The 22,351-nt window shown below is 64.9% G+C and carries 19 protein-coding genes; 6 read left to right on the top strand and 13 right to left on the bottom strand.

Annotated elements, in window-relative coordinates; genetic code table 11:
• Positions 1-42: 42 nt before the first annotated feature.
• The 13 genes from ACFXI3_RS03265 to ACFXI3_RS03205 form a co-directional block, all read right to left on the bottom strand.
• Positions 43-825: a hypothetical protein gene (locus ACFXI3_RS03265; RefSeq protein ID WP_378397734.1), complete on the bottom strand. Its 783-nt coding sequence runs from the start codon at positions 823-825 to the stop codon at positions 43-45.
• 172 nt (positions 826-997) lie between these two features.
• Positions 998-1,843 (bottom strand): SDR family NAD(P)-dependent oxidoreductase, encoded by an 846-nt coding sequence (locus ACFXI3_RS03260; RefSeq protein WP_378397733.1) that lies wholly within the window; start codon positions 1,841-1,843, stop codon positions 998-1,000.
• Positions 1,840-2,586 (bottom strand): C1 family peptidase, encoded by a 747-nt coding sequence (locus ACFXI3_RS03255; protein ID WP_378397732.1) that lies wholly within the window; start codon positions 2,584-2,586, stop codon positions 1,840-1,842. Before ACFXI3_RS03255 ends, ACFXI3_RS03260 begins: the two co-directional genes overlap by 4 nt.
• Positions 2,583-3,410 (bottom strand): phytanoyl-CoA dioxygenase family protein, encoded by an 828-nt coding sequence (locus ACFXI3_RS03250; RefSeq protein WP_378397730.1) that lies wholly within the window; start codon positions 3,408-3,410, stop codon positions 2,583-2,585. The genes ACFXI3_RS03255 and ACFXI3_RS03250 overlap by 4 nt, the downstream gene beginning before the upstream one ends.
• Positions 3,407-4,066, bottom strand: a complete 660-nt coding sequence (locus tag ACFXI3_RS03245; RefSeq protein ID WP_378397729.1) for a TfuA-like protein — start codon at positions 4,064-4,066, stop codon at positions 3,407-3,409. Before ACFXI3_RS03245 ends, ACFXI3_RS03250 begins: the two co-directional genes overlap by 4 nt.
• A 1-nt stretch (position 4,067) precedes the next feature.
• A complete protein-coding gene (locus ACFXI3_RS03240; RefSeq protein ID WP_378397727.1) occupies positions 4,068-5,423 on the bottom strand; it encodes a YcaO-like family protein in 1,356 nt (451 codons plus the stop codon).
• Positions 5,420-6,652 (bottom strand): 50S ribosomal protein L11 methyltransferase, encoded by a 1,233-nt coding sequence (locus ACFXI3_RS03235; protein WP_378397726.1) that lies wholly within the window; start codon positions 6,650-6,652, stop codon positions 5,420-5,422. Before ACFXI3_RS03235 ends, ACFXI3_RS03240 begins: the two co-directional genes overlap by 4 nt.
• Positions 6,636-7,244 carry a flavoprotein gene (locus ACFXI3_RS03230; RefSeq protein ID WP_378397725.1) on the bottom strand — a complete coding sequence of 203 codons (609 nt, stop codon included), beginning with the start codon at positions 7,242-7,244 and terminating at the stop codon, positions 6,636-6,638. Before ACFXI3_RS03230 ends, ACFXI3_RS03235 begins: the two co-directional genes overlap by 17 nt.
• Positions 7,241-8,095: a phosphotransferase gene (locus ACFXI3_RS03225; RefSeq protein WP_378397724.1), complete on the bottom strand. Its 855-nt coding sequence runs from the start codon at positions 8,093-8,095 to the stop codon at positions 7,241-7,243. Before ACFXI3_RS03225 ends, ACFXI3_RS03230 begins: the two co-directional genes overlap by 4 nt.
• Before the next feature lie 20 nt (positions 8,096-8,115).
• On the bottom strand, positions 8,116-9,105 hold the full coding sequence (locus ACFXI3_RS03220) for a T3SS effector HopA1 family protein (RefSeq protein WP_378397723.1): 990 nt from the start codon (positions 9,103-9,105) through the stop codon (positions 8,116-8,118).
• Positions 9,102-10,208, bottom strand: a complete 1,107-nt coding sequence (locus tag ACFXI3_RS03215; RefSeq protein ID WP_378397722.1) for a phosphotransferase family protein — start codon at positions 10,206-10,208, stop codon at positions 9,102-9,104. Before ACFXI3_RS03215 ends, ACFXI3_RS03220 begins: the two co-directional genes overlap by 4 nt.
• A gap of 13 nt (positions 10,209-10,221) precedes the next feature.
• Positions 10,222-10,464 carry a thioviridamide family RiPP peptide gene (tvaA, locus tag ACFXI3_RS03210; RefSeq protein WP_378397720.1) on the bottom strand — a complete coding sequence of 81 codons (243 nt, stop codon included), beginning with the start codon at positions 10,462-10,464 and terminating at the stop codon, positions 10,222-10,224.
• Positions 10,465-11,209: 745 nt separating this feature from the next.
• The gene (locus ACFXI3_RS03205) at positions 11,210-14,107 is read right to left on the bottom strand and encodes a BTAD domain-containing putative transcriptional regulator (RefSeq protein WP_378397719.1); all 2,898 of its coding nucleotides are present in this window, start codon (positions 14,105-14,107) and stop codon (positions 11,210-11,212) included.
• An 861-nt stretch (positions 14,108-14,968) separates the two neighbouring features.
• On the opposite strand from ACFXI3_RS03205, the gene ACFXI3_RS03200 reads away from it, so the two are divergent.
• From ACFXI3_RS03200 to ACFXI3_RS03175, 6 genes are read left to right on the top strand one after another with little or no spacing between them, the layout of a single operon-like run.
• Positions 14,969-17,128, top strand: a complete 2,160-nt coding sequence (locus ACFXI3_RS03200; RefSeq protein ID WP_378397717.1) for a BTAD domain-containing putative transcriptional regulator — start codon at positions 14,969-14,971, stop codon at positions 17,126-17,128.
• On the top strand, positions 17,116-17,601 hold the full coding sequence (locus ACFXI3_RS03195) for a PPOX class F420-dependent oxidoreductase (protein WP_378397716.1): 486 nt from the start codon (positions 17,116-17,118) through the stop codon (positions 17,599-17,601). The genes ACFXI3_RS03200 and ACFXI3_RS03195 overlap by 13 nt, the downstream gene beginning before the upstream one ends.
• A complete protein-coding gene (locus tag ACFXI3_RS03190; RefSeq protein WP_378397715.1) occupies positions 17,598-18,104 on the top strand; it encodes a PaaI family thioesterase in 507 nt (168 codons plus the stop codon). Before ACFXI3_RS03195 ends, ACFXI3_RS03190 begins: the two co-directional genes overlap by 4 nt.
• The gene (locus ACFXI3_RS03185) at positions 18,101-19,453 is read left to right on the top strand and encodes a TrpB-like pyridoxal phosphate-dependent enzyme (protein ID WP_378397714.1); all 1,353 of its coding nucleotides are present in this window, start codon (positions 18,101-18,103) and stop codon (positions 19,451-19,453) included. The genes ACFXI3_RS03190 and ACFXI3_RS03185 overlap by 4 nt, the downstream gene beginning before the upstream one ends.
• A complete protein-coding gene (locus tag ACFXI3_RS03180; protein WP_378397713.1) occupies positions 19,450-21,015 on the top strand; it encodes an aldehyde dehydrogenase family protein in 1,566 nt (521 codons plus the stop codon). Before ACFXI3_RS03185 ends, ACFXI3_RS03180 begins: the two co-directional genes overlap by 4 nt.
• The gene (locus ACFXI3_RS03175; protein ID WP_378397712.1) at positions 21,012-22,340 is read left to right on the top strand and encodes a glycosyltransferase; all 1,329 of its coding nucleotides are present in this window, start codon (positions 21,012-21,014) and stop codon (positions 22,338-22,340) included. Before ACFXI3_RS03180 ends, ACFXI3_RS03175 begins: the two co-directional genes overlap by 4 nt.
• The last annotated feature ends 11 nt before the right edge of the window (positions 22,341-22,351 follow it).

Raw genomic sequence — 22,351 nt, 5'->3', positions numbered from 1 at the left:
ACATTAGGCAGCCTCCTCTTTGGCGAGGCATTCCCCTGCGGTTCAACCTTCCAGATGCTTTTTGATCAGCTCGACGGCCGTACGCGGATCGTCGGCCCAGAAGTCGATGCGGTCGAACTCTTTGACCCCACGGCTCAGGCCGAAATCGGCCTGGTGCGGTTCGCGCAAGGCCACCGTCACATTGGTCGATTTGGTGATCTCCATGACCAGTACTCCGCCGACCACGTCGTTGACCTTCTTGAGTTCGCGGGACTGGGTGCGCAAGCCCGCCGACTCGATCTTCGCCATGGGTATGCGGAAGTCGAGGAACGAGATGTAGCGCAGGCGCAGTGTTTCCGGATCGACCGTGTGCGGATACTTGTACAGCGACGAGATCATCGCCAGGAACCAGATCGTACCGGCGATGCCGAGGATCAGCAGTACGATGCGCACGACCGGCCACGGCACGATGAGTTCGACGAGGGCTATCTCCAGCGGATTGATCACGAAGAACACCCAGAACAGCGGCCGCATCTGCGCGCTGTAGCCGATGGCGTCGCCGTCGGCCGGCACGTCGCGTCGCCGAGCGGCAGCCAGCCACAGGGCACGCATCATCTTCAGGTCGTGCTTGACGATCGCGGCGGCCCGGTCCGGCATGACCTTGTTCAGCGAGGCTGAAACAGCTTCGAAGAAGCTGAGCCCCTCGGCACGCGCCCGCTTGACGGCGGTGCGCAACGCGAGCAGTTCGAACAGCACGACCACCAAGGCGGAACCTTCGATCACGGCCGCGGCCAGCACCCCGTTGCTGAGACTGATCACTCCGGTGGAGAACAGCGCTATCTCCACGAGCAGGACGGCAGGCAAGACCCAGCGCAAGTATTTCGCGGCCCTCTGAAACGCCCTCGGAGCGGGACCTGGACTTTCCGGCGCGGTCGTCGCCGACGTGCCCGTCCCCTTCGGATCGCTCGATCTTCCGGTTACCGTGTCCCTTTCGCCCATAAAAAAATACTATCATGATCTACCGCTTCGCACTTTCGGCCAGTAGTTCCTCGGTGCGCTCCCAAAGCGTGGCGGCCAGTTCGGGATCGCTCAGCCGACGGGAGACTCGGCGCAGCTCGCCTTCGACGAAGAATGCGCCGGGGTGAGCGATCCCAGCATCTTCCAGCGCCAGTTTGGTCAAGGACTGAGCGCCGTGCTCGGGTGGTTTGAACGCGCGTGGCACGAGAGCCCGGAATCGACGATAGAATGTCGATTCATTGCCAAATGAAGTTTTAAGCATGCCGGGGTGACAACAGGTGGCAATGGGGCCACCCGTTCCTGCTCGCTTCGAGAATTCAACCGCAAAGAGCGCGTTCGCCTGTTTGGAGGCCTTGTATGCTCCCCATCCGCTCCACCGCAGCCGGTCGCGATTCAAGTCGTCGGGACGTACGCCCTCGGCGAGCAAAGAACCCGTCATGACGACTCGGCCCGCAGGTCGCGCTGCCAGCATATCGCGGAGCAGCCTCGTCAGCAAGAACGGCGCGAGGTGGTTGACCTGGTTGGTCAGCTCGTTGCCATCCGTGGTGACTTGCCTGGTCGAGGTATGGATGCCGGCGTTGTTGATCAGGACGTCCAAGCGGCTGTAGCTTCTGGCCAGTCGCGAGGCCAGGGCGCGCACTTCAGCCAGCACCGAAAAATCGGCCGGGAAAGTGTCCGGGCGCGTTTGACCTGTTCGTGCTATCTCCTCTGCCACGTACGCAAGGCGTGCCTCGTCGCGTCCGACCAGCACGACCGTGGCGCCGCGCTCGGCGATCTTCACGGCTGTGCGCGCGCCGACGCCAGAGCTGGCACCGGTGACGGCGACAATTGGTTGTTCGCCGCTCATCGCTCTTTCCTTTCCGCCCGGACTGGGCTTAATTCAACGGTCCAGTGGTGCCGGGTCAGACCTTTGCGGCAGTACTGGTAGGGCAGCCGTCCGTAACCGCCGTCTCCCCAATCTGTGCCCCAGCTGTTGCGCACGATGAGCGCACCCGTGAGTTCTTCTCCAGTATCTGGATCGACCCCGGCTGGTGTGTCGTCTTCGTAGCCGACGACGAGGACCACGTGCCGGGCGAAGCGCTCGGCACCGCGCGGCAGCATCGGCAGGAGCGACGATTCCCATGAGGACTGTTGTGCCGGGTTCAGCGGGAATTCCAAGCTCACTGGTGCGCCCTGGGAGACGACACCGCGGATTTCGCCGAGCAGATCTCCTCGCTTGGAGTCGTGGTCGTCGAGCCGGCGATAGCCGATACCGCGAAAAGCCTTGGCTCGAAGGAAACTCGCTTTTGACGGGATCTGGTCGATCCGGGACCGGTCGAACGGCCAGTCCTCTTCCGAGGGCAGGCCGAAGCGGTGCCAGGCGGCGAACGCCCAGTCCAGTCGCGACCCGCGCAGCAGGCCGTGCTTTCCCACCGCCCGCGACGTGAAGTAGTTGAACAGCACCGACGGTGTCCAGGCAAGACCGGTCCGCCGACGCAGGTGGTAGCCGGCCATGGCGGTCACCACCGCGGCAGTGCAGGTCGGATGGTCGCTGTGCTCCAGTACCGGGGGGAACCAGGCGCGAGGCAGGACCGCGGCACGGCCGCTCACGCTTCTCGGCCCATGACCGCGAGGAAACGCCGGTCTCTGACCTCGACCGACCAGTTAAAGCGCCGGATCGCTTCGGGAGCGAATTCCTGCGACGGAGGTTCATCGAGGAGGTAGAAGCCGGTGGTGTCCCGTCCTCGGACGAGCATCGCGGTGTCGGGACCTGGTTTCGGCTTCACCTCGGGTGTTATGTAATCGACCGCGAAACAGATCCGGTCGGCATCCGTGCTGCTCGGACCGGACGAGTGGACGGCCGAACCGTGGTGGAGCGAGCCTTCTCCCGGACGCAGCAGGACATCGACGACGGTGTCGTGGTCGATGTCGAGGTCCACCTCAAGGCCGCGGAAAATTCCCTTCGCGCTGCTGCTTCGGCGGTGCGGCACCAGCGTCTGGTTGTGCGGCCCGCGGGCGAACCTCATGGTGCCGTTGACCCGGGTGGTTTCGGTCAGTGCCAGCCAGATGCGCACAGTTCGGTGCTGGAATCCCTCCCAGCCGTAGTGCAGCGCGTCCTGGTGCCACGCGAGTTCGTCGGAGCTGCGGCCCCGACGCCAGAACAGATGGGTCGACCAGACCAGGAGATCCGGGCCGATCAGGTCTTCTACGACGGCGAGGATCCTTTCGTCCCGGACCAGCTTGTCCGCCCAGGGTGCCAGCAAATGGATCTTCGGGGAGTTCCACCGCCGCCCCAGCCGCCCGCCTGCTTTGCGTGTGATGGCTTCGTACCGGCGGACTTCGGCTGCCAGAGCGGAGGCTTCTGTCTCGGTGATCAACGGCACCGGGAAGTAAAAGCCGTCGCGTCTGAAGGCCTCGGCAATTCTGCCGGTCATGCGCGGGCCACCGTCAGGTCGTCGCGCATGCGTTCGAGCAGCGCCACAGCGTCCTCCCGTTTGGTGTCGGGTGCCTTGTCGCGTAGAAACTCGGCCAGAACATCCAACTCAGATCGCGGGACCTCATCACGAAGTGCATACAGCACCGCCGCGACCGAACGTTCGGGGAAGTAGATCTTCTTGCCTGTCTGCAAGAACCGATCTGCCAGTTCGGCGGAGACGACGCCCGATCGCGACGCCTCCGCGATGGCGAACCGAAGGTTGACGAGCGGTTCGCTCAGGGGCCGCAGGGTGTCTTCGCTGTAGGTGATCGCGACTTCGTCGTCCTCGTCGGTACGCCCGGACACGAACTCCTCGAAGATTTTGCCGACGCCGATCATCCCGTACGGCGCGCATTCAGCGCCTCGCAGCGCGCCCATGCTCGACGAGCCGTATACGGCGATGTCGGCATCCATGGCACGCAGGATCTCTTTAGGGGAGATCGACAGCGAATGCAAGAATCGCCCGTCGACGATGCCGATCATGGTCGGACGCTGCGGCCGGTCGAGCAGCCGGTCGATGTCGCCTTTGCCCACAGGCGGCAAGTACTCCGCTTCCAAGACCTTCGAAGCCGCGGTGTGAGCAATGCTGGGACCGCAAAAGACCACAGCTGTCATGTCAGGCTCCTCCGTTCGCGCCGGCGACGGCGGCCGGGTCCGCGAGCTTCCGGACGGTCTCGTTCCACACCTTGGTGCCGCGCGGGCCGAGTTTGCTCTGGTCTACCGCCCAGGACTCCATGCCCGGCACGATGACCCTGGCCACCTTGGCTGGAATCTCGGGAGGCGAGAGGTCGACGACGATCGCCTGCTCGAGACCGCTGCTCCTGAGCCGGCCGAGAACGAATCGCAGATCCGTTGCCACGTCGTCTGACGAGAAGTTGGACAGATCGGCGGCATTGCGCCGGAACTCGGTCGGCGTCCACCACCAGGCGGCCTTGTTGATGGTTTTGACCCGCTGTACATGGCGCAAATGCACGGGCACCTCCTCGTCGGGCATGCTGATGTCCTCGCGCATCGCCTGAATGTCAACGCAACGGCTCTGCGCGCATTCGGTGAGTGCCCGGACCATGGCGACCTCGATGTCGGGATGAGTCCCGAAGCCGCCGTGTCCCTGCTGTCCCTCGGCCATGCCGAACCTGTCGACGGTCGCGCACCACACGCTGGGAATACCGATGTCGGAGGTGATATCGGCCATTCGCACCTCGACGTCGGCGGCGGCGAAACGGGCGACAAGATCACGCGCTTTCGACGGCAGGGCGGTCATGTCGAAGTGCGCATGCCTGGACTTCAGTTCCTCGATGACGGCAGGCGGCGTGCTCATCGTGACCAGATCGCTGCGCAGCAGTTCGGTGAGGTGGGTGGTGACCAGTTCCGCCAAGGTCATCGCGTCCCGTTCGACAAGCTCGCACAGTGCGTGGAGCACTGCCTCTTCGAGAGTGTTCCCGGATGCGAGCCCGTTGGTGGAGACTATTTGATAGCAAGGGACTTCGTGGTAGCGATCGATATAGGCGGCACCGTGCATGGGCACGAGCACGGCTTCTTCGCCGATCAAGTCGAAGCCTTCGAGCCAGGAGATCGGCTGGTCGTCGTGGTAGTGCTTCGTCAGCTTCATGTTGTAGGCACTCGGATGCATCACCCGCCGGCCGCGTCGGACGAGGTCCGAGTAGGACGCCACCGCGGCGGGCGTCCTCGGCAGCCAGGCGGAAAACCGTTCGATGGCCTCCATGACCGCGGAGGTCTTGGCGTCGACCGGCCGTATTCCTTTGCCGTTGTACACCGAGATCAAGTCTCGCGACCGCGGGACAATGGCGTTGTAGACCGGGATCCCTACACGGTCCAGCCAGGTGATGTTGCCGATCCTGGTGATCCCGGCGCTGCGCAGATACGGTGCCACCCTGGCCAGCGTGTCCTCGGCTGCGATCTCACGGTGCACCCCCGGTCCCAGGAACTTCGGTGCGCTTTCGCGGATTTTCATGGCTGGCCTTCCCGTGCGGTTCGCGAGTTGACGAGCTGGACCTGTGCGCGGCCGTCGCCCTCGTAGTGGTAGGCGACTGTGACCTTGTCGCCTTCGGCGACCTTGACCGCTTCAGGGAAGGCCCAGCCCGCGGTGAACCAGTGGCTCTGCGAATCTCCGTTCTCCGGGTGGGTGCTCAGTACCGTGCCGGGAGCCAGGTCGGCTTCGAAGTACACGATCACTCCCGTTGCCACACCGTGCGTCTGCGCGGTCAACGTCGCTTCGCCCCGGAAGGTCCTGGCGTCTTGCCGCAGGTCCGCCTGGTACAGCCGGGTCGGCTCGGAAAGCCGGGTCCACTGTCGGACAAGAGCCGGCGGCTCGTAGAAGCCCGCTACCCGCTCGCGGTCGATTTCGAAGAACGACGTGAAATCCATGCCGTACCGAGCGTTCCACCTGTCGATGTGCGCCGGCACGATCCGATGCTCGGCGACGCGCTCGGCAGGCATCTCCGTCAGATAGGCGTAGGCGCGCAGCGCGCCCGGGATGAGCCGGGCGTCCGGGGTGAGCAGCCTCCGCCGCGCGTCCTGGATTGTTTCCCAGATCACCATGTCCAGAGCGTCGTTTCCGACGATGTCGGTCGTCAGCACGTTCGCTTTCTCCGGCAATGTCAGCGAGGTCGACCAATCTTGGACGAAGGTGATCTGCTCGGCGACGCCGTTGCTTTCGGCGAGCAGCCGGGCGACGCCGGCGGTCCGCGCCGGCTCGACGGCGTAGACGCGGGCAGCGCCTGCCGCGGCCGCCGCGACAGCGAGAATCCCGGAACCGGTCCCGAGATCGAGGACTGTGTCGCCGGGCTTCACCACGGCCCGCACGGCCTTCAGGAACATGCTCTTGCGCATCGGGTCGTCCAGCATCCGGATGTTGGCGTAGGCCAGGCCGTAGCCTCCCATCGGAAACATCAGCTCAGTGAATCCGGGAGGTTGCGCGGTGGTCAGGATCTCCGCGTCGACCAGCTCGCCGAGGGTGGCTACAGCCTCGGACAGCGCGCGTTCGCCCGGCAACCGCTGCCTGAGCCGACGGAGGCCGTCCGCTACCGGGACCGGGCTGTGGAACACGTCGAGCAGGCCGAGTGCGTGGTGGCCGAACTTCCACACCGCCTGACGATGATGGATCCGCACATCGTTTGCGCTGTCAAGTTCGACGACGAGCTCGGGTGTCCTGGCGAGCACCGTGTCAAAGGCGATTCCCATGATCTTTTCCTTTCTTGCTGCCCGGCGAATCGCGGCAAGCGCGGGTGAGCGCACGGATCAACGGGGCGCGGAAGTCTCCGAGCGAGCCGAACTCGGCGACCGATCCGCTGGTCGAGAACCCCACCTGGGGCTCAGTGACCTCGTGCCCGTCCGCGCGCAGCTGCGCGATGTTCCGTTGGTTGGCGGGTTTGTGCCAGGAAGCGGCGCTCATCGAGGGCACGATCAAGGTCGGGCAAGTGGCGGCGGCCACCGTCGAGGTCAGCAAACTGCCGCACAGGCCATGCGCCACTTGGGCGACCAGGTGCGCTGTCGCCGGGACGACTGCCAGGACGTCGGCCTCGGTTGCCACCCCGACGTGCGACTTAGTGCCGACCGGCAGGTCGTTCCAGCCGGTCATGACCTCGTAGTCGGCTACGGCTTGGATGGATGCCTTCGTCACGAATCGCTGAGCCATGTCCGAGAGGATCACCCGGACGTCAATCAGCCCGAAGGTGGTACGGAGCCACATCAGCATGTGGGGTGTGCCCAGCGCGGACACAGAGCCGCAGACTCCGATCAGCAGTTTGGTCGAGGAGAAGTCCGGGACAGTCATCGGACCCGCTCCTGGACCGCGAGCCACGATGCCTCGACTGCTGGCAGCAGGTCGTCGACTCCGGCGGAATCCCGTGTCGCCCAGATGCCGAGCGCGTAGTGATCGAGGATCCGTCGTGCGACGGCGGACCACAACCCGTTCTCGTCGAAGTCGAGGGGATAGGCGGACACAAAGGTGGCGACGTGTTCGCGCAGGACCGTCGGCGGGCACCCTGTGGCTGAGCCGGTCTCGATCAGGTCAGCGATGAGAAAAGCCAGGTCGTGCAATGGATCGCCGAGCCCGGCTTCTCGCCAGCCGAGCAAACAGGGCGGGCGGTCCGCGGTACAGGCGCCTGCAGAGAACCTGCCGTGGACGAGGGTCGTGCTTGCCGGCTCGTCGGTTTGAGCGGCTGCCGAGGCTAGGGAAGGGGCTAGCTGCTGTGGAAGTCGCGCCCTCGCTTCGCGGACTCCTGCGGCCGCGACGGGCGCTGTGAGCCATGCGGGGCCGGTCCCTCGGGCAGGCAGGGTACGCCGGGCGTCTTCGCTGATCGGCGCCGAATGGATCCGGCCGGCGAGAGCACCGAGGTGGTACAGCGATTCCCGCCAATATCCGTTATCCCGAGCTAGACCGCCGGAGAGCAGGCGGTCGCTCAGCAGCTCGGCGTTCGCGACGCCGGGCCAGAGCGCGAGATCCGGAGAAACCACGATGGGCATGAGGCAGCCGTGCGTCTCGCCGAGCGCCGCCGCGACTGTCCGGACTCCGTCCGCGTCGAGGTAGCCCTCGGGGCTCTGGCGGAGTCTTTCAACCCAGTGGTGTCCGGCTTCGTCGTGCAGGCACGTGCGAATGACGAACGGGCCGGCGATCCGTCGCACCTGGTGTGCGCCTGCCGCGATCACGCGCTGAGCTGTTCTGGGTTCAGGTACGGCCTGCGCGCGTCGAGCCCGGCAGCGGTGAAGCGCGCCTCGATCGAGGCGACCTTGGCACGAGACGTGCTTGAACCAGCTTCCCAAGCGTCGAGCAGACCGTCGGCGACGAGCATGCTGCGGTGTTCTCCAAAGCTCATCGCGGGCGCGTACCGGCGGGGCTCGTGCGCGAAGGAAATGCCGTGCGCGATCCGGAGCGCGAACCGTGGCGGGTCGTCGCGCAGCAGCTCCCCGTGCTCCTCGCCGAGCCTGGCGAAGAGATGCTGGTGAATCAGCCAGGATTCGCGATCGAGGTAGACGACGAATGAATCCCGGCGCAGCAGGCCTGCCGGGTCGTTCACGGTCTTGAGCCCGAACGGGGTGTCCGTCCGGTTCAGCTCGGAGGCGAGTGCGCTGAGCAGTGAAGGAGCCGCATCTGGATGATCCAGGGTGAAGTAGATCCGGACCAGGTCGTCGCCGAGCGGCCGGCCGCAGTCGCCGCGGACGCTGTACCAGCCGGTGACCTGGTAACGGGCTTCGGGCGGGAACAACACGGAGACCTGGGTCCCGGCTGCCGGCGAAGGCGGGCGCAGTTCGTCCGGGGCGGCGATCAGCGAAATCGACTTCTTCGAGACGACCCTGTTCGAACCGATGATGTCGACGACAGCCCACCCGCCATCCCAGAACCCCTTGCCCCGGTTCGCTGTGTGCAGGCGTTCCGTGTAGTCGTAGTCTTCGATGTCGTAGAGCGCGCCGGTAGGCTTTCCGCCGTTCAGGAAGAGCTGTGCGGCGGCGAGATCTCCGACGTGGTAAGCCAGGTAGATCGTCCGGCACAGCAGCACAAGCAAGGGGCGGTCGAGGTCGGTTTGGACATCGCGCGGCGGGGTGAGAGTGCCGAGCGTGCGGTGCCGGAACTTCAGCTCGTCGAGTACTTCGATTTCCGATGCGATGCGGCGGAGCAGTTGCTCGTGGCTCGTCATGACCTCTCCGATCCTGATCGGCCGGCCTTCCGGAGCAAGGAACCCGGGTTGCTGACCAGCGCTTCGGCCAAGACGAGCGCAAGGTGGCCGACGCGGTCGAGCGAACCGAATTGCTCCAGCTGGGCACCGGCGTGCTGCAGCAACACCAGACCGGCGTGTTGCACCGCGGTGGTCGCGGAGCTCTCGTCGAACCGGGAGAACCGGAGGTAGGACGTCAAGAAAACGTCGATTCTGTCGAGGACTGCAGGAGGCAGCAGAAAGTCCTGTTCACGCCAGTGCCGGACGGCGTGCAGGACGAACTGGGCGATCAGGTATCCGACGTCGTAAGCAGGGTCGCCGACGCAAGCGAACTCCCAGTCGATGATTCTCAAGCCGTTCGTCGCGAACAGCACGTTGTCGTCGCGCAAGTCGAAATGGACAAGACTGCGAGGGGCCCATTTTCGATGCAACTCCGCCAAATGTCCCGACAGGCGCTGGACCACACGGATCCACTCGTCGTACTGCAGGCCGAGGCCGTACGCGTACTCGCGCACCGTGAGCAGAGTCGTTTTCGCCGCGGGCAAGGGCATAAGCAGGCCGGGGTCCGCCGCGAGCAGATCAGCGACGGAGACTCGGTGCAGCCCGGCGAGCGCGCCGGCGAGCGCGACCACGTGCGAAGTCTCGAGCTCCCCGCGGTCGGACAGCTCGCGCAGGCTTGCGCAGGGTTCGACCGCGTCGTAGACCGAAATCATGCTGTCCGGATCGACCGCAAGTACCCTGGGCACCGTGTCGCGGGTGAACACGGGCAGCGGCATGCCAGCCATCATCTCGAGTATCCGCAGCTCGCGTCCGGTGTCTTGATCGAAGCCTTCGTCCGGCCATTTGAGCAGGACGTGCCTGCCGTCGGTCAGTGCGGCGAGCACGACTCGCCTCCGCGAAACACAGACCGAGAAATCGCGCAGGGGAGCCAGTCCCGGCACCGAGCCGAGTTGCCGGTCGACTTCTTCCCTGGTCGGTCCGGACTCGTGCTGATAGCGGGCGGAAGCCCGCGAGCCCGGACGCGGGAGGTGGAACCCCAGCGTCCGGACGCGCAGCTTCTCATCGGGTTCGATGGAAGGAATCATGGGTGTGACTGGCTCAGCAGTGCACGGCGACGGTGACAGCGAACCCGGCGATGCTCTGCTGCACGCCGCTGGCGGCCGTCAGCCCAGCCTTCTCTTCGAGGAAACGCTGCAACTCTTCCTCGCTGAAGCCGGAGATCTCGGCGAGGGACAGTCCGTCCACTGCCTCGTTGCTTTCCTCCGACTTGATCTGCTGGACCAGGTTCTCGATATCTTCGTCCGAAATTGACGCCGATACGTTCACGTCGTGCGAATCCATTTTCTTGTCTCCTTCTTCGCAGTGGGGTGAACTCCCCGCCATCATCAAAGAGGAGTGCAGGGTGGCAAGCAAGGGCATCGATGCCAGTGCTGTTTGCTGGCATTTTTGCCATGATTGGGACAAGGACTTTGCTGTGTCTGCCGTTTCCCAGGTCGGGGCATCCGTCGGCCAAGCGCCGCCGGCTCGGGTACGGTGATCCTCCCGTAAGCCGTCGCGGCAATCTGTGGACATCACCATTGACAGCTCGGACTCGGCCCGGGCAGCCTTGAACCGACCAGGGCGAGCGCGGGGCGTGGCTGTGAGACGGGACGCCGGCCGCATCGCGCGAAGTTCGCTGAATCGCCTCGTAACGATCCTGGGATTCACGATCTGACGTCGGCCGGAGGGTCCGGGCGACGACGAAAACCCGCACTTCCCAGCGCATCCGCTGCTCTCGTTGGGCAGGTCGCCATGAGATGGCGTTCGATCGAGCGGCGGTCGGATTCGGTGCGGAGGAGGAGGAGGAGGAGGCCATTACCGTGACGTTGAGCGACTGTGTTCGGCTGGGTTCGCGAGATCCGCCGGCTGTCTGGGCCGGAACCGGCGCTCATCAGGTTTCAGGTTTTCCGTCCGGTCAATCAAAGCGGAAACATGTGTGGAGAACATTGGTCCTGATCTTTCCGTATCTGCCGTCGCTGCTCGTATCACGGCGGTGCAACCTCTTTCGCCGGATAGCTGCCTCGCCTAGATCATGCTCCTGGACGCGTCAGAGCGCGGACGGCGAGATTCGCAGGCGAACCCGCACTCGGTCGCCTTCTGGGACGCCTAGGTCGTCGAAAAGCTCCATTGCCCGTCGCCAGTGGACAGCGGCCGAGCGGGGGTCGCCTTGCTCGTACCGGGTCTGAGCGGCGCCCTCGTGCGCGCAGGCTTCTTCGAAAGGGTTCGAAGTTTCCTTCGAGACACGAAGGGCTTCCTCGAATCGCCGGGACGACTCGTCGCGTTCACCAAGCCTCCGGTAGATCTCGCCGAGCGTGCGAAGCGCACGGTTTTCGACGTTCCGGTTGCGGCTCCGCCGAGCAAGGTCCAGCGCACGCATGGAGTGCGTCATGGCTTCTCCGAGCCGGTTTGCGCGGGTGTATATTTCCCCGAGGGCACGGAGCGCGCAGCACTCGACCGTTCCGTTGTCCGAGGCGCGCGCGACGGCCAGAGCCTTCTCGTAGCTGACGATCGCGTCTTCCTGCTTGCCCAGACGGAGATTGACCTCGCCGAGAGTGCGTAATGCATAGCCCTCAAGGATCTTGTCACCGGTCTCCCGGCCTGCGGCCAGAGTGCGCCGCAGGACCTCCAGCGCTTCGTTGGCGGAACCGAGCCGGCTGTAGACCAAACCGAGTGCGTGCAGGGCACGGCCCTCAAGATTGCGATTGCCCAGTTCGGCCGCGATGCGCACGGCGGATCGGCAGTCGGCGAGCGCGAACTGGTACCGCCCGAGCCGCCAGTTGATGTAACCGCGGCTGGCGAGGGCGTCGGCCTCAAACGAGGCGTTGCCGGTGGCTGAGGCGGCGGCGAGTGCATTCGTATGCAGGACCAGCGCATCGCTGTGGTTGCCGCTGATGTGGAAGTATCGCGATAGCGTCGACGAAAGGTGCGACGCGTGCGTCAACCAGTCGTGCGAGACGGCGTGCCGAGACATCGCGACCAGGTTCGCCCGTTCGGCGTTGAGCCAGCCGAGCGCGTGCTCGTAGTTTGAAAAGTTCGCAGTCGCTGATGTGCTGTCGGCACGTCGGGGGCGGTGTGCCTGTTCCGCCGGCGCGATCACGTCCATCGCTTCCGAGGCCGTTGAAAGACAATGATCGAACAGCCTGGTGAGGGCCGCACGGCGGACTGTCTCGGTGTCGGTTCTGGCCGCCATTTCAGCCGCGTACGTCCTGAGCAAGTCGTGTAAGCTGTACCGGCTGGGCGCATGCTGCTGCACAAGATGCCCGTCAACCAAGTTCTCGAGCTTGTTCTCCGCGTCTTCGGGTGCGCACCCGAGCAAAGCGCCTGCCGTTCGTGGCTCGATATCCGCTCCGGGAACCAGGCCGAGCCTGCGGAACGCGACTTTCTCGTCGGCGGCTAGGTGTTCATACGACAAGGAGAAGGCCGCTGCGACGCTGAAATTGTCAGTTTCGAGCTCCTGGAGCCGTTGATGCTCATCGCTCAGGCGTGAAGCCAAATGCGAGACCGACCATGACCTCCGGTGGCGAAGGCGTGCCCCGGCGATCTGGATAGCCAACGGCAAAAAACCGCACAGCCGCAGCACTTGTTCCGTCTCTTCGGGCTCGGCTAGCGCGCGCTCCGTTCCCACGATGTTCGCAAAGAGGTTCCACGCATCGGTGACGGGCATGACGTCGAGCGGTACAAGGCCCGCGTCCAGATCGGTGAGCCGTCGCCTGCTCGTCACCAGGACCAAGCAGCGGGGTGAGCCTGGCAGGAGCGGGCGTATCTGCGCTGTGGCGGCGGCGTTGTCGAGTACGAGCAGAACACGCCGGCGTGCCAGCTGAGCCCGCCAGCGCGCCGCCCGGGCTTCGAGATCGTCCGGGATTCGCTCGTTGCCCAAACCGATGGCCTCGAATAGCTTTTCAAGCGCGGACGACGGCGACATCGGAGCGCGACCGGGTGTATGTGCATGCAGGTCGAGGAATAGCTGCGCGTCGGGAAACATGCCGGCAAGCCGGTGCGCCGCATGCACGGCGAGCGTCGTCTTGCCGACGCCAGCCATGCCGTTAATGGCGAAGATCGTGCTGGCGCTGCTCCGGAGCGCCGACGAATGCGACACGAGCCGTTCGAATTCGAGATGTCGTCCGGTGAAGCAACTGACATCGCGCGGCAGGTCGTTGCGAGGGATCCAGCGGCTCGGACGCGGGCCGGAGGAGTTCCCGGTGATGCGCTCATACAGCTGCCGCAGCTCGCGTCGCGGCTCGATTCCGAGCTCTCCGCGCAGAGTGTTTTCGAGGCGTTCGTATGCGAGCGCGGCCTGCGCACTGGAACCCGATCGATGCAACGCCACCATGAGTTGCGCGGTGAGCCGTTCCCGAAGGGGGTTTGCTTCAGCCCACCGTCGCAGTTCCTCGACAAGCTGACGATGCCGGCCCAGGCTGAGTGTGAGTTCCACGCACTCTTCGTACGTGATTAACCGCTGCTCTTCCAACCCGGCCACCTGAGGGGCGAGAGCGGGGCAGTCGAGTCCGGCAAGCGCCGGGCCGCGCCAGAAGCCCAATGCAGCACGGTATTCCGCGACCGCGTCGTTGGTGTTGCCTGCTGTGGCGAGACTTCTGGCACGGCTCAATTTCGACTCGAAGGCGGCGGCGTCCAGTTGTTGACCGACCGCTAGTGCGTAGCCGCCGGTCGCCGACTCGATGGTGCGTTCGTGTCGCGAGAGGACCTGGCGCAGGTTGGAAACCGCATTGCGCACTTGCTTTTCGGCGCTGGCGGGCGGTTCGGCCTCCCACACCGCGTCGACAAGGTGCTCGAGCGGAACCACCCGGCCGCGGGCCATCAGGAGTGCGGCGAGAACTTTCTGCTGTTTCGCTCCTCCGAGCGCCAGTTGCCGATCGTCGTCTAGTGCGACCAGCGGCCCCAGCACGCCGAATCTCACCATCGCCCCCTCGAAGACGCAGCCGCCCATGACGAGGTTACCAAAGAATTGAGCGGCAGCGAGGACGAAACGAGGACGGCATACGACAGCATGAAGCCCTGCCGGGCGGGGCCGTGGCCGATCCGGCGAGTACTCGCATAGGAAGGAAAGAGAGTTGCGCTAATAGTCGGATCAGCTCGATGCTGGCTTTGGCGCCTAGGATGCGTCGGCCGCGCCGCGGCAACATCCCAGGCTGGGCGGAGCAACCTGGCCGGCGAAGGGCAGCTGTGCCCCTTCGATCGGCGTTCACGTCGTGTGCCAACTTCTCCGCGCACTGTCGCGCGGCAACTGGGGTGGGGATCCGCGAGCTGCTCGACCGCTCGGTCCTAGTCTGTTTGGGGAAACTGTGAAATTAGTCAACGAGGAACCTGACGAAATAAAAGTGCGGGAGACGGTTCGTCAGGAGACGTACGGACTGCGCGGCGAGAAGCAGAGAGCCGTCCGGCTGGAGGCGTTGTCGCCAGTGCATTCTCCACGATTGAGCGGGACGTACCCCGGGCACGTCGAGTTGCTGGCCGGGCGGTCGGCTTCGGCGGCGGATAATTTTCGGCGGTGGAATGATCGTTCATGACGTGGATGATTCGGGACGCGTAAAGCCCTTGGTCTGCGAGTTCGGCGGGAGTATGGCAATCGCCGTATGTTCCGGATGAACAAGGTGCGCGGAAGCCGAACCTGACCCCGCGTTGAAGATCGGAGGCCCGAAACTGCTGAAGTTCGATTTGCTCGGGAGTTTTGCTGAGCTGGCATGTTTGAGTGCAACTGCTCGGAGTGATTTCATTGGCGAGATCGAGAGCCTTTGTGCGGTGTTTCGGGATATATGTGGTCGCCTAGGGAAGGTTCGGGAGGGTTGTTGTGGATAAACCTGCGGAAAGAGCGGCAAGCTCAGCCGACCGGCTCTTTCGACGGTTTTCCCTGCTGGGTCCGTTGCAAGTCCGCTTGGGTCGGCGGGATATCCAGTTGACTGGCAAGGGAAATTCGATGGTCGCTGGGCTTCTGCTGAACGCGAATAAACGGGTGAGTGTGCAAGAACTGACGGAGATCGTGTGGGGCAGGCCGTCCGGCGGCAACCGAACCGCGCTGCATACCTTGATCTCTCGCGTGCGCCAGACGTTGGGCGACCATCTTCCCATACGCACTGTGGAGAACGGCTACCTGATGGAGATCGCTCAGGGAGAGCTCGATCTTCACGAATTTGCCGAGGCACTCGCGGTTGCCGACGCGGCCGCGCTCGAGGGCGACTCTGCGGGGGAGCGACGGCAGTTGGCGCGTGCCCTGTCCCTGTGGAAAGGCCCGGCGCTGGGCGGAGTGCCTTCGGTACGCTTGCGCAAGGAGCACGCGACGATGCTGGACGAGCAGCGGCTCGGCGCGTTGAGCAGGCGGATCGACCTCGATATTTCGGCTGGCGCCAGTGCGGTGGTCATCGGTGAATTGCACGCTCTAGTGGCCAAGTATCCATTGCACGAGGGATTCGCCGCTCAATTGATGTTAGCGCTCGCTCGCTGTTCTCGACGCGCGGAGGCCCTTTCGGTTTATCGCAGCTTGCGTCGGGATCTGGTTGACAAGGCTGGGATCGAACCGGGCGCGGCGGTGACCGCACTGCACGAGGAGTTCCTGGCCTCCTCTGGCGTGAAAGATGGCCTGGCGAGAGCCGGCGGCCGCCCGGAACGCTGGCCGATACCGGAGCCGGAGGACGCTCTTGTCGGCCGTAGCCGGGAAGTCGCTGATCTCTCCAGGCGGCTTACTGCGGGTGGCCCGGCGTCAATTATCGCAATAGCGGGCCTCCCCGGGGTGGGCAAGAGCCGGATTGCCGTGGAGGCGGCCCGCCAGGTTCGGCACGATTTCGACGACGGGCATTGGTTTCTTCGATTCGAGTCTGGACGTCCGGGCGATCCGGCGACGGTGCTTCTTGAAGCGCTCCTCGCCGATGGCGTGCCAGCGGACCGGATTCCAGCGGGACCTCGCGCCCGCGGCGAGATGCTCCGGGGCCTCGTCAGAGGGCGTCGTATCTTGTTGGTTGCTGATTCAGTAGTCGATTCGGCCGCACTCGCCGAGCTGTTGCCTCGGGTTCCCGGGTTCGGCGTGGTAATCGTCCCAGCGGACGCCGGTTCGAAGACCCAGGGCGGATGGGAGCTTCAGGTCAGGCCTTTCGACGCGGAGACCTCGGTCGAGTTCCTCGCACAGGCCGTGGACAGGAGTCGTCTGGCTGCGGAAGCAGGCGCTGTCCGGCAGCTGGTGCGGTGGTGTGACGGCCTGCCGCGCGCGCTCGAGGTCGTCCGTGCCTGGTTGGTCTCGAATCCTGACGAGCCAGTCGCGGCGCTCTGCGACCGCTTGCGCGACCCGAGGACTCGCCTGTCCGAACTCGCGAACGAAGACAACGACGTGAGGGCGGGGCTCGCGGCGCGGTATCACCTTGTCGATAGCCGCACCCAGCTTGCGTTGCGGCTGAGCGGTCTGCTTCCCCCTGGGAGGTTCGGTGCGTGGAGCCTCGGTGTGCTGGCGAACCAGAACGGAGCCGAGCTTGTCCGGCGGCTGATGGCAGCGGACTTGGCGGAGCCTGCCGGCGTGGACGAGGAAGGCGAGCCGCAGTATCGGATGCCGTCGCTGGTCGCGCTGTACTCGCGGGAGTTAGCGGCGGTTGAGCAGGCGGAGGCTGCGCGGGCTGCGGTACGGCGGCTTGTGGACGCACTCGTCGCAAGAGGAACCGAAGTGCGCTGCATGGCATTGTGGACGGACAAAACCGTGCCGGTATACGGGTCCGCCGCAACGCGAACGAACGGATACGCTCTCGACGCCCTCAGCGATCCAGCGGAGTGGGTGCTTGACCACGGCGATTTGTTCTGGCATGCGATCCGGCAGGCACGAGACTTCGGTTGGCGAGCCGAGGCGGAGAAGCTGATCGATGTCGTAGCTGCCGCGCCAAAGTCGATGTCGGAGATATACCTGCGGTCAGCCGGCGGCACATTGCTGGAAGATCCTGCTTCCGCGGACGATTTGTCATTGTGGGAGAGGTGATCGGCGTGTCCAGGAGACGAAAGCTGGAGTATCGTTGTTACGCATCGATTCAACGCAATGCACGTCGGGCTGCGCGTAATGTCACGTTGATCGATTGGGACACCGGGTGCTTCGATGGATATCGATTCTGTTTGGTGATGACTCGGCGTAGGGCAGGGGATATGGTCGCTACTCCCGTATGGTTCGCGGAGGTCGGCGGCCGATTGTGTTTCCGCACCGCCGGCGACACGGGTAAAGTGCGTCGCGTCCGATCGGAACCCGAGGTCTGGGTCGCTCCGTGCAGTATCGGAGGAAAGCAAATGGCTCCGTTTATGGTGGGTATCTCCGAGATACTCTGCGAAGATGAGGCAATGGCGGCGGAAGCAGCACTCCAAGGCAGATATGGCCTCAGTAGGCGTGTGTTTGAAATATTATTCGGAGCTCGTGATGCAGTTTATATCGCAGTTTCTAAGCCGGATAGGGTGGGTACGTGAAGCCTACGCTGAATCTAGACTATGAGCAGGTCAGAAAGCTGGTCGACGGTGCCGTTCCGTTCAATCGACACGTTGGTGTCTTGTTGACGGGCGTCGGCGACGGCTGGGCGACCGCGGAACTAGATCTGAATGACGAGGTGAAAAACCATCTGGGAACCATGCACGGCGCTGCTCTGTACCAGGTCGCGGAGTTTGCTGCGGCGATCGCATTTGTAGGTGCTTTCGCGCCGTTTATGGGTCAGGTCTTCTTCGCTGCGCGCAAGGCGGAGATCGACTACCCGAAAGCAGCGCGCGGCCGGGTTGTGGCGAACGGTCGGCTTGAGTCCGAACTCCCCGAGATCATCGCGGAAATTGAGCGTCGCGGGCATGCTCGGGCCAGAGCGGTGAGTTCTGTGTGCGACGTCGATGGCACTGTCGTCGCGACGTTGCGGGTCGTCCTCGGTGTCCGGAGAGTCGACAGTGGCTCGAGCGCTGAGCGAGCCGGCATAGAGGAGGTGCGATGATCGCCCTCGAACGCTTCGACCAGTCCGGAGACCGCTTGCCGGACCGCTGGTACAACGTGATCCCGGACTTGCCGAGAGCGCCGGACGACCTTCTCGACCCCGATACGATGGCACCGGCGAGCGTCGCCTACCTCGAGCGTCTGCTCCCGAGTTCCCTTGTGGCGCAGGACCGCTCGACGGAACGCTGGATCGCGATCCCGGACGCGGTGCGTGCGGCTTACCGAAGCTGGCGACCGACTCCGCTGATGCGCGCGCACGCGCTCGAGGCTGCGCTCGACACCCCGGCGGAGATCTACTTCAAGTACGAAGGCGGAAGTCCCTCCGGCAGCCACAAACTGAACTCGGCGATCGCCCAGGCATACTTCGCGCGGAACCAGGGGGTCGATCGGCTTGTGACCGACACCGGCGCCGGTCAATGGGGCAGCGCGCTCGCACTGGCCGGTGCGCTCTTCGGGATAGACGTGCATGTTTTCATGGCCCGGTCGTCCTACTATCAAAAGCCCTACCGACGGCATTTGATGGAGACATACGGTGCCACGGTTGAGCCGAGCCCAGGCCCTGCTACGGAGTTCGGAAGGTCGCTGCTCGCCCAGGATCCGGACCATCCTGGCAGCGAAGGGACCGCGGTGTCGGAGGCGCTGGAAGTCGTCCGCGCCGATCGCGGAGCCCGGTTCTCCATGGGCGCCTTCGCCAACCACGTGCTGCTGCATCAGACGGTGATCGGGCTGGAGGCCAGGGAACAGCTGGACGAGCTGGGCCGCGAGCCGGACTTCCTGGTCGCTTCCGTCGGTTGCGGTTCCAACATGGGCGGGTTCGCGCTGCCTTGGGTGGCTGACAAGCTCCGGGGCGCTCTCGACGTGGAGATCGTCGCTGCCGAGCCGGACGCCTGCGCGACGCTGACGCGCGGAAGCTACCGGTACGATTTTCCGGATGCTGGCGGCTCCGGGCCGATGGTGCGTACGTACACGCTCGGCCACGAATTCCTCCCTCCGCCGATTCACGCCGGAGGTTTGCGTTACCACGGAGCTGCCCCGCTGATCGGGCTGCTCCGCGCGGAAGGCATTCTGGACGCCAGGGCTTACCCGCAGCTGGAGGTCTTCGACGCGGCCCGCAGCGCGGCACGGGCCACTGGCCTGCTGCCCGCACCTGAGACGGCGCACGCGATACGCGCGGTGATCGACATCGCGCGGCAGTGCCGCGAGAGCAGGAGGCGGGCAACGATCGTGTTCTGCTGGAGCGGTCTGGGCACGCTCGACCTAGAAGCATACGGGCGGTACAACACGGGCACGCTCGCCGACGCCGAAACATTCGCGGCGGCAACGGATGCGCACGTCAGGGGCAGGGCGTGAGAAGCTACCGTCAACTCATAGACGGACTCCTGACGGACGGCACCGGATGGACCTATGTCCTCCGGGGTTCGGCGTTTCTCGACGATCCGGTCGCGGCGTTCACGCTGAAGCGGAAGCTGGAGCTGGGCGCCGCGTCGGTCGCCGATGCCGGGGCGAAGCTTGCCGGCCGGTGTGCGGTCAGCGGCGACGAGGACGTGGAAGCCGCGCTCGCCGCCGCCGCACGGGCCAAGCCGCTGATGGCAGCGGTCCCCATTGACATCCGGCGGAAGGCAGCAGACGACTTTCACCGGGCGTTCCGGGCTCGCGCGGACGAGTTCCTGGACATCCTGGTGGCTGAGAGTCATCCACGCCGGCTCGCCGAATGGGAGATCAGCGGTGTGCTGCGCGGTACCAGCGCCGACAGCCTCGACTGGCAGTTCGGTCAGCTTCGCCAGGAATCCGAAGCGGACGGGCGAACCGTGCTGCTCACACGGAAGCCGGACGGGGTCGTCTGCGTAAATCCGCCGCAGAACGCGGCCGGGTCCAACTCGGGACTTGGCGTGATGGCCTTGCTGGCAGGGAACTCGCTGGTGGTGAAGGCGCCGAGATCCGCGCCGTTGGGAGTGATGTTCCTTTACCAGGATATTCTCGCTCCGATCCTGGCCCGGTACGGTTTTCCTTCGGGCGCGGTCAACCTGGTCAGCGGGGACACCAAGCGGATCCTGCGGCAGTGGCTCAACAGTCCGCTCACGGACGACTTGATGTTCTTCGGCGACAGCGCTGCTGGGCTCCGGATCGGCCAGGACTGGCTCGCCAAGGGAAAAAAGACGGTGCTCGAGCTGTCCGGCAACGACGGCGTGGTGGTATGGCGCGACGCCGATCTCGACGCCGCAGTAGACGCGCTCGCCGAATGCTTCTACGGGTCGAGCCAGATCTGCATGGTGCCCAAATACGCGGTGGTTCACCCGGACGTCGCCGACGAGGTGTTGCGTCGGCTCGTGGCGCGTGCGAGTGGGATCAAGCCCGGCTACCCGGACGATCCCGAGGTTCTTCTTTCTCCGGTCCTCAAACAGGACCGCTATTTCGATTTCCTTGCTGAGGCGCGACAGTCAGGCGCGGATGTGCTGTGCGGCGGCAGGCGGATGGACGTCCACAGCCAGCCCTCGGACACCGGACTCTTCCTGGAGCCCACGGTCCTGAGGATCGACGGACTCGCTGTCGCGCGACGCTTTCGCTGCGTCACCGAGGAGACGTTCTTCCCGATGCTGCCGGTGGTCGTGCCTGAACCAAGCGCGGATGCCGAGCTGCTGAACGCGGTGCTCGAGTTCGTCAACAGCAACGACTACGGATTGCGGAACTCGCTGTGGTCGGGCAGCGAAGCGGTGGTGTCCGCGTTCGCGGAGCAGGTCACCAATGGCGGCCTGCTGAAGATCAACGACTCGCACATCGGGTTCGCGCCCGTGCTCGCCACGCACGGCGGCACCGGCAAGACCGGAGGGCCGCACGGAGAACTGCACTACCCGCTCTTGCGGACCTCGCACCTGCAGGGCGTCAGCATTCGCCGCACGAGGAGCCTGTCATGAAAACACTGATCTACGCCTACGGTTCCCGCGGCGACATCCAGCCCTATATCGCGCTCGCGGCCGCGCTGAACAAAGCGGGGCATCATGCGATGCTCGCCGCGCCGGCCAAGTTCGAGGCGCTGGCCGGGGAGTACGACGTGGAGTTCTTTCCCCGTAACGAGGATTTGATTGATCTGTTCCTCAACGATCCGGACATCATCACCTGGATGAGCATGGCGAACCGGCGGGGTCCGGAGGCGCGCAAGCTGCGCAAGACCGTGCACGGCAGGCTGGCCGCTGAGCTCCGGCGCTGTCTGCCGATCATGCTCCGCGAGCTGGTCGACGCCGCGGCGGGAGACGTTGACCTGGTGGTTCAGGCTTACGGGGCCTGGCCCTACGAACAGGGCCACCACGTCGCTGAGCGCCTCGGCGTTCCCGCGGTGCTGGGCACGCTCGATCCCAGTTACCTGCCGTCGTGGCACTACCCGGCGAAGTTCGTTCCTTCAGGCAGGAGGTATCCCCCGCTTGTCCGGAGGCTCAGTCACGTGCCGCCAACCGCGCAGCAGCTGGCCGGCAGGCAGACTGTCGACCGGTGGCGAGCGGACACGCTGGGACTTCCGCCGCGGCGTGGCAGGCACAACCGGCTTCGGCGGCCCGACGGGGGGCCGGCACCGGTGATCCAGGGCTTCAGCGCGAACGTGCTGCCGCCTGCCCCGGACTGGCCGGAATCGGTGGTCACAACCGGTTTCTGGTTTACGCAGGCAACGCCCGGTGTCGCCATCAGCGAGGACCTCGCGCGGTTTGTGGCCGGGGGAGAGCCTCCGGTGTGCGTGAGCCTGGGGTCGGTGAGGGGGATGGACCCGGTTGCGGCTGGGCAGATCGTCGTCGACGCGATCCGGCTGGCCGATGTCCGGGCAGTGGTCGTTCGCGCCAGCGGAAGCCTGGAAGTGACGGACGGCGGCACACGTGCTTTCGTGGTCGACGAGGTTCCTTATCGGTGGCTGTTCCCGAAGACATGCCTGGTGGTGCACGCGGCTGGCCTCGGCACGAGCAATGAGGCGCTTCGGGAAGGCGTGCCGCAGGTGAGTTGCCCAGTGAGCAACGAGCAGTTGATGTGGGGTACTCGGTTGCACGAGATCGGTGTCGCACCGGCACCCCTGCGCGCCGAACACTTGACCGCAGACGACCTGGCCGCCTCCATCCGCAGGGCACTGGCGGATCCGGCTATGCGGGCCAGGGCCGAGCAGATGGGCGAGGCGGTGCGGGCGGAGGACGGCACTGGCAAGGCAGTGCTGGCACTGGAATCGGTCGAGCGCGAGTTCAGGAGAGCGAGCTCTGCTGGGTAACGGCCGGCGCG

The sequence above is a fragment of the Amycolatopsis sp. NPDC059235 genome (genome assembly GCF_042754125.1).
GTDB lineage: Bacteria > Actinomycetota > Actinomycetes > Mycobacteriales > Pseudonocardiaceae > Amycolatopsis > Amycolatopsis albidoflava.
Note: the sequence above shows the minus strand (reverse complement) of the source record. Positions and strands in the feature narration are given on the sequence as shown.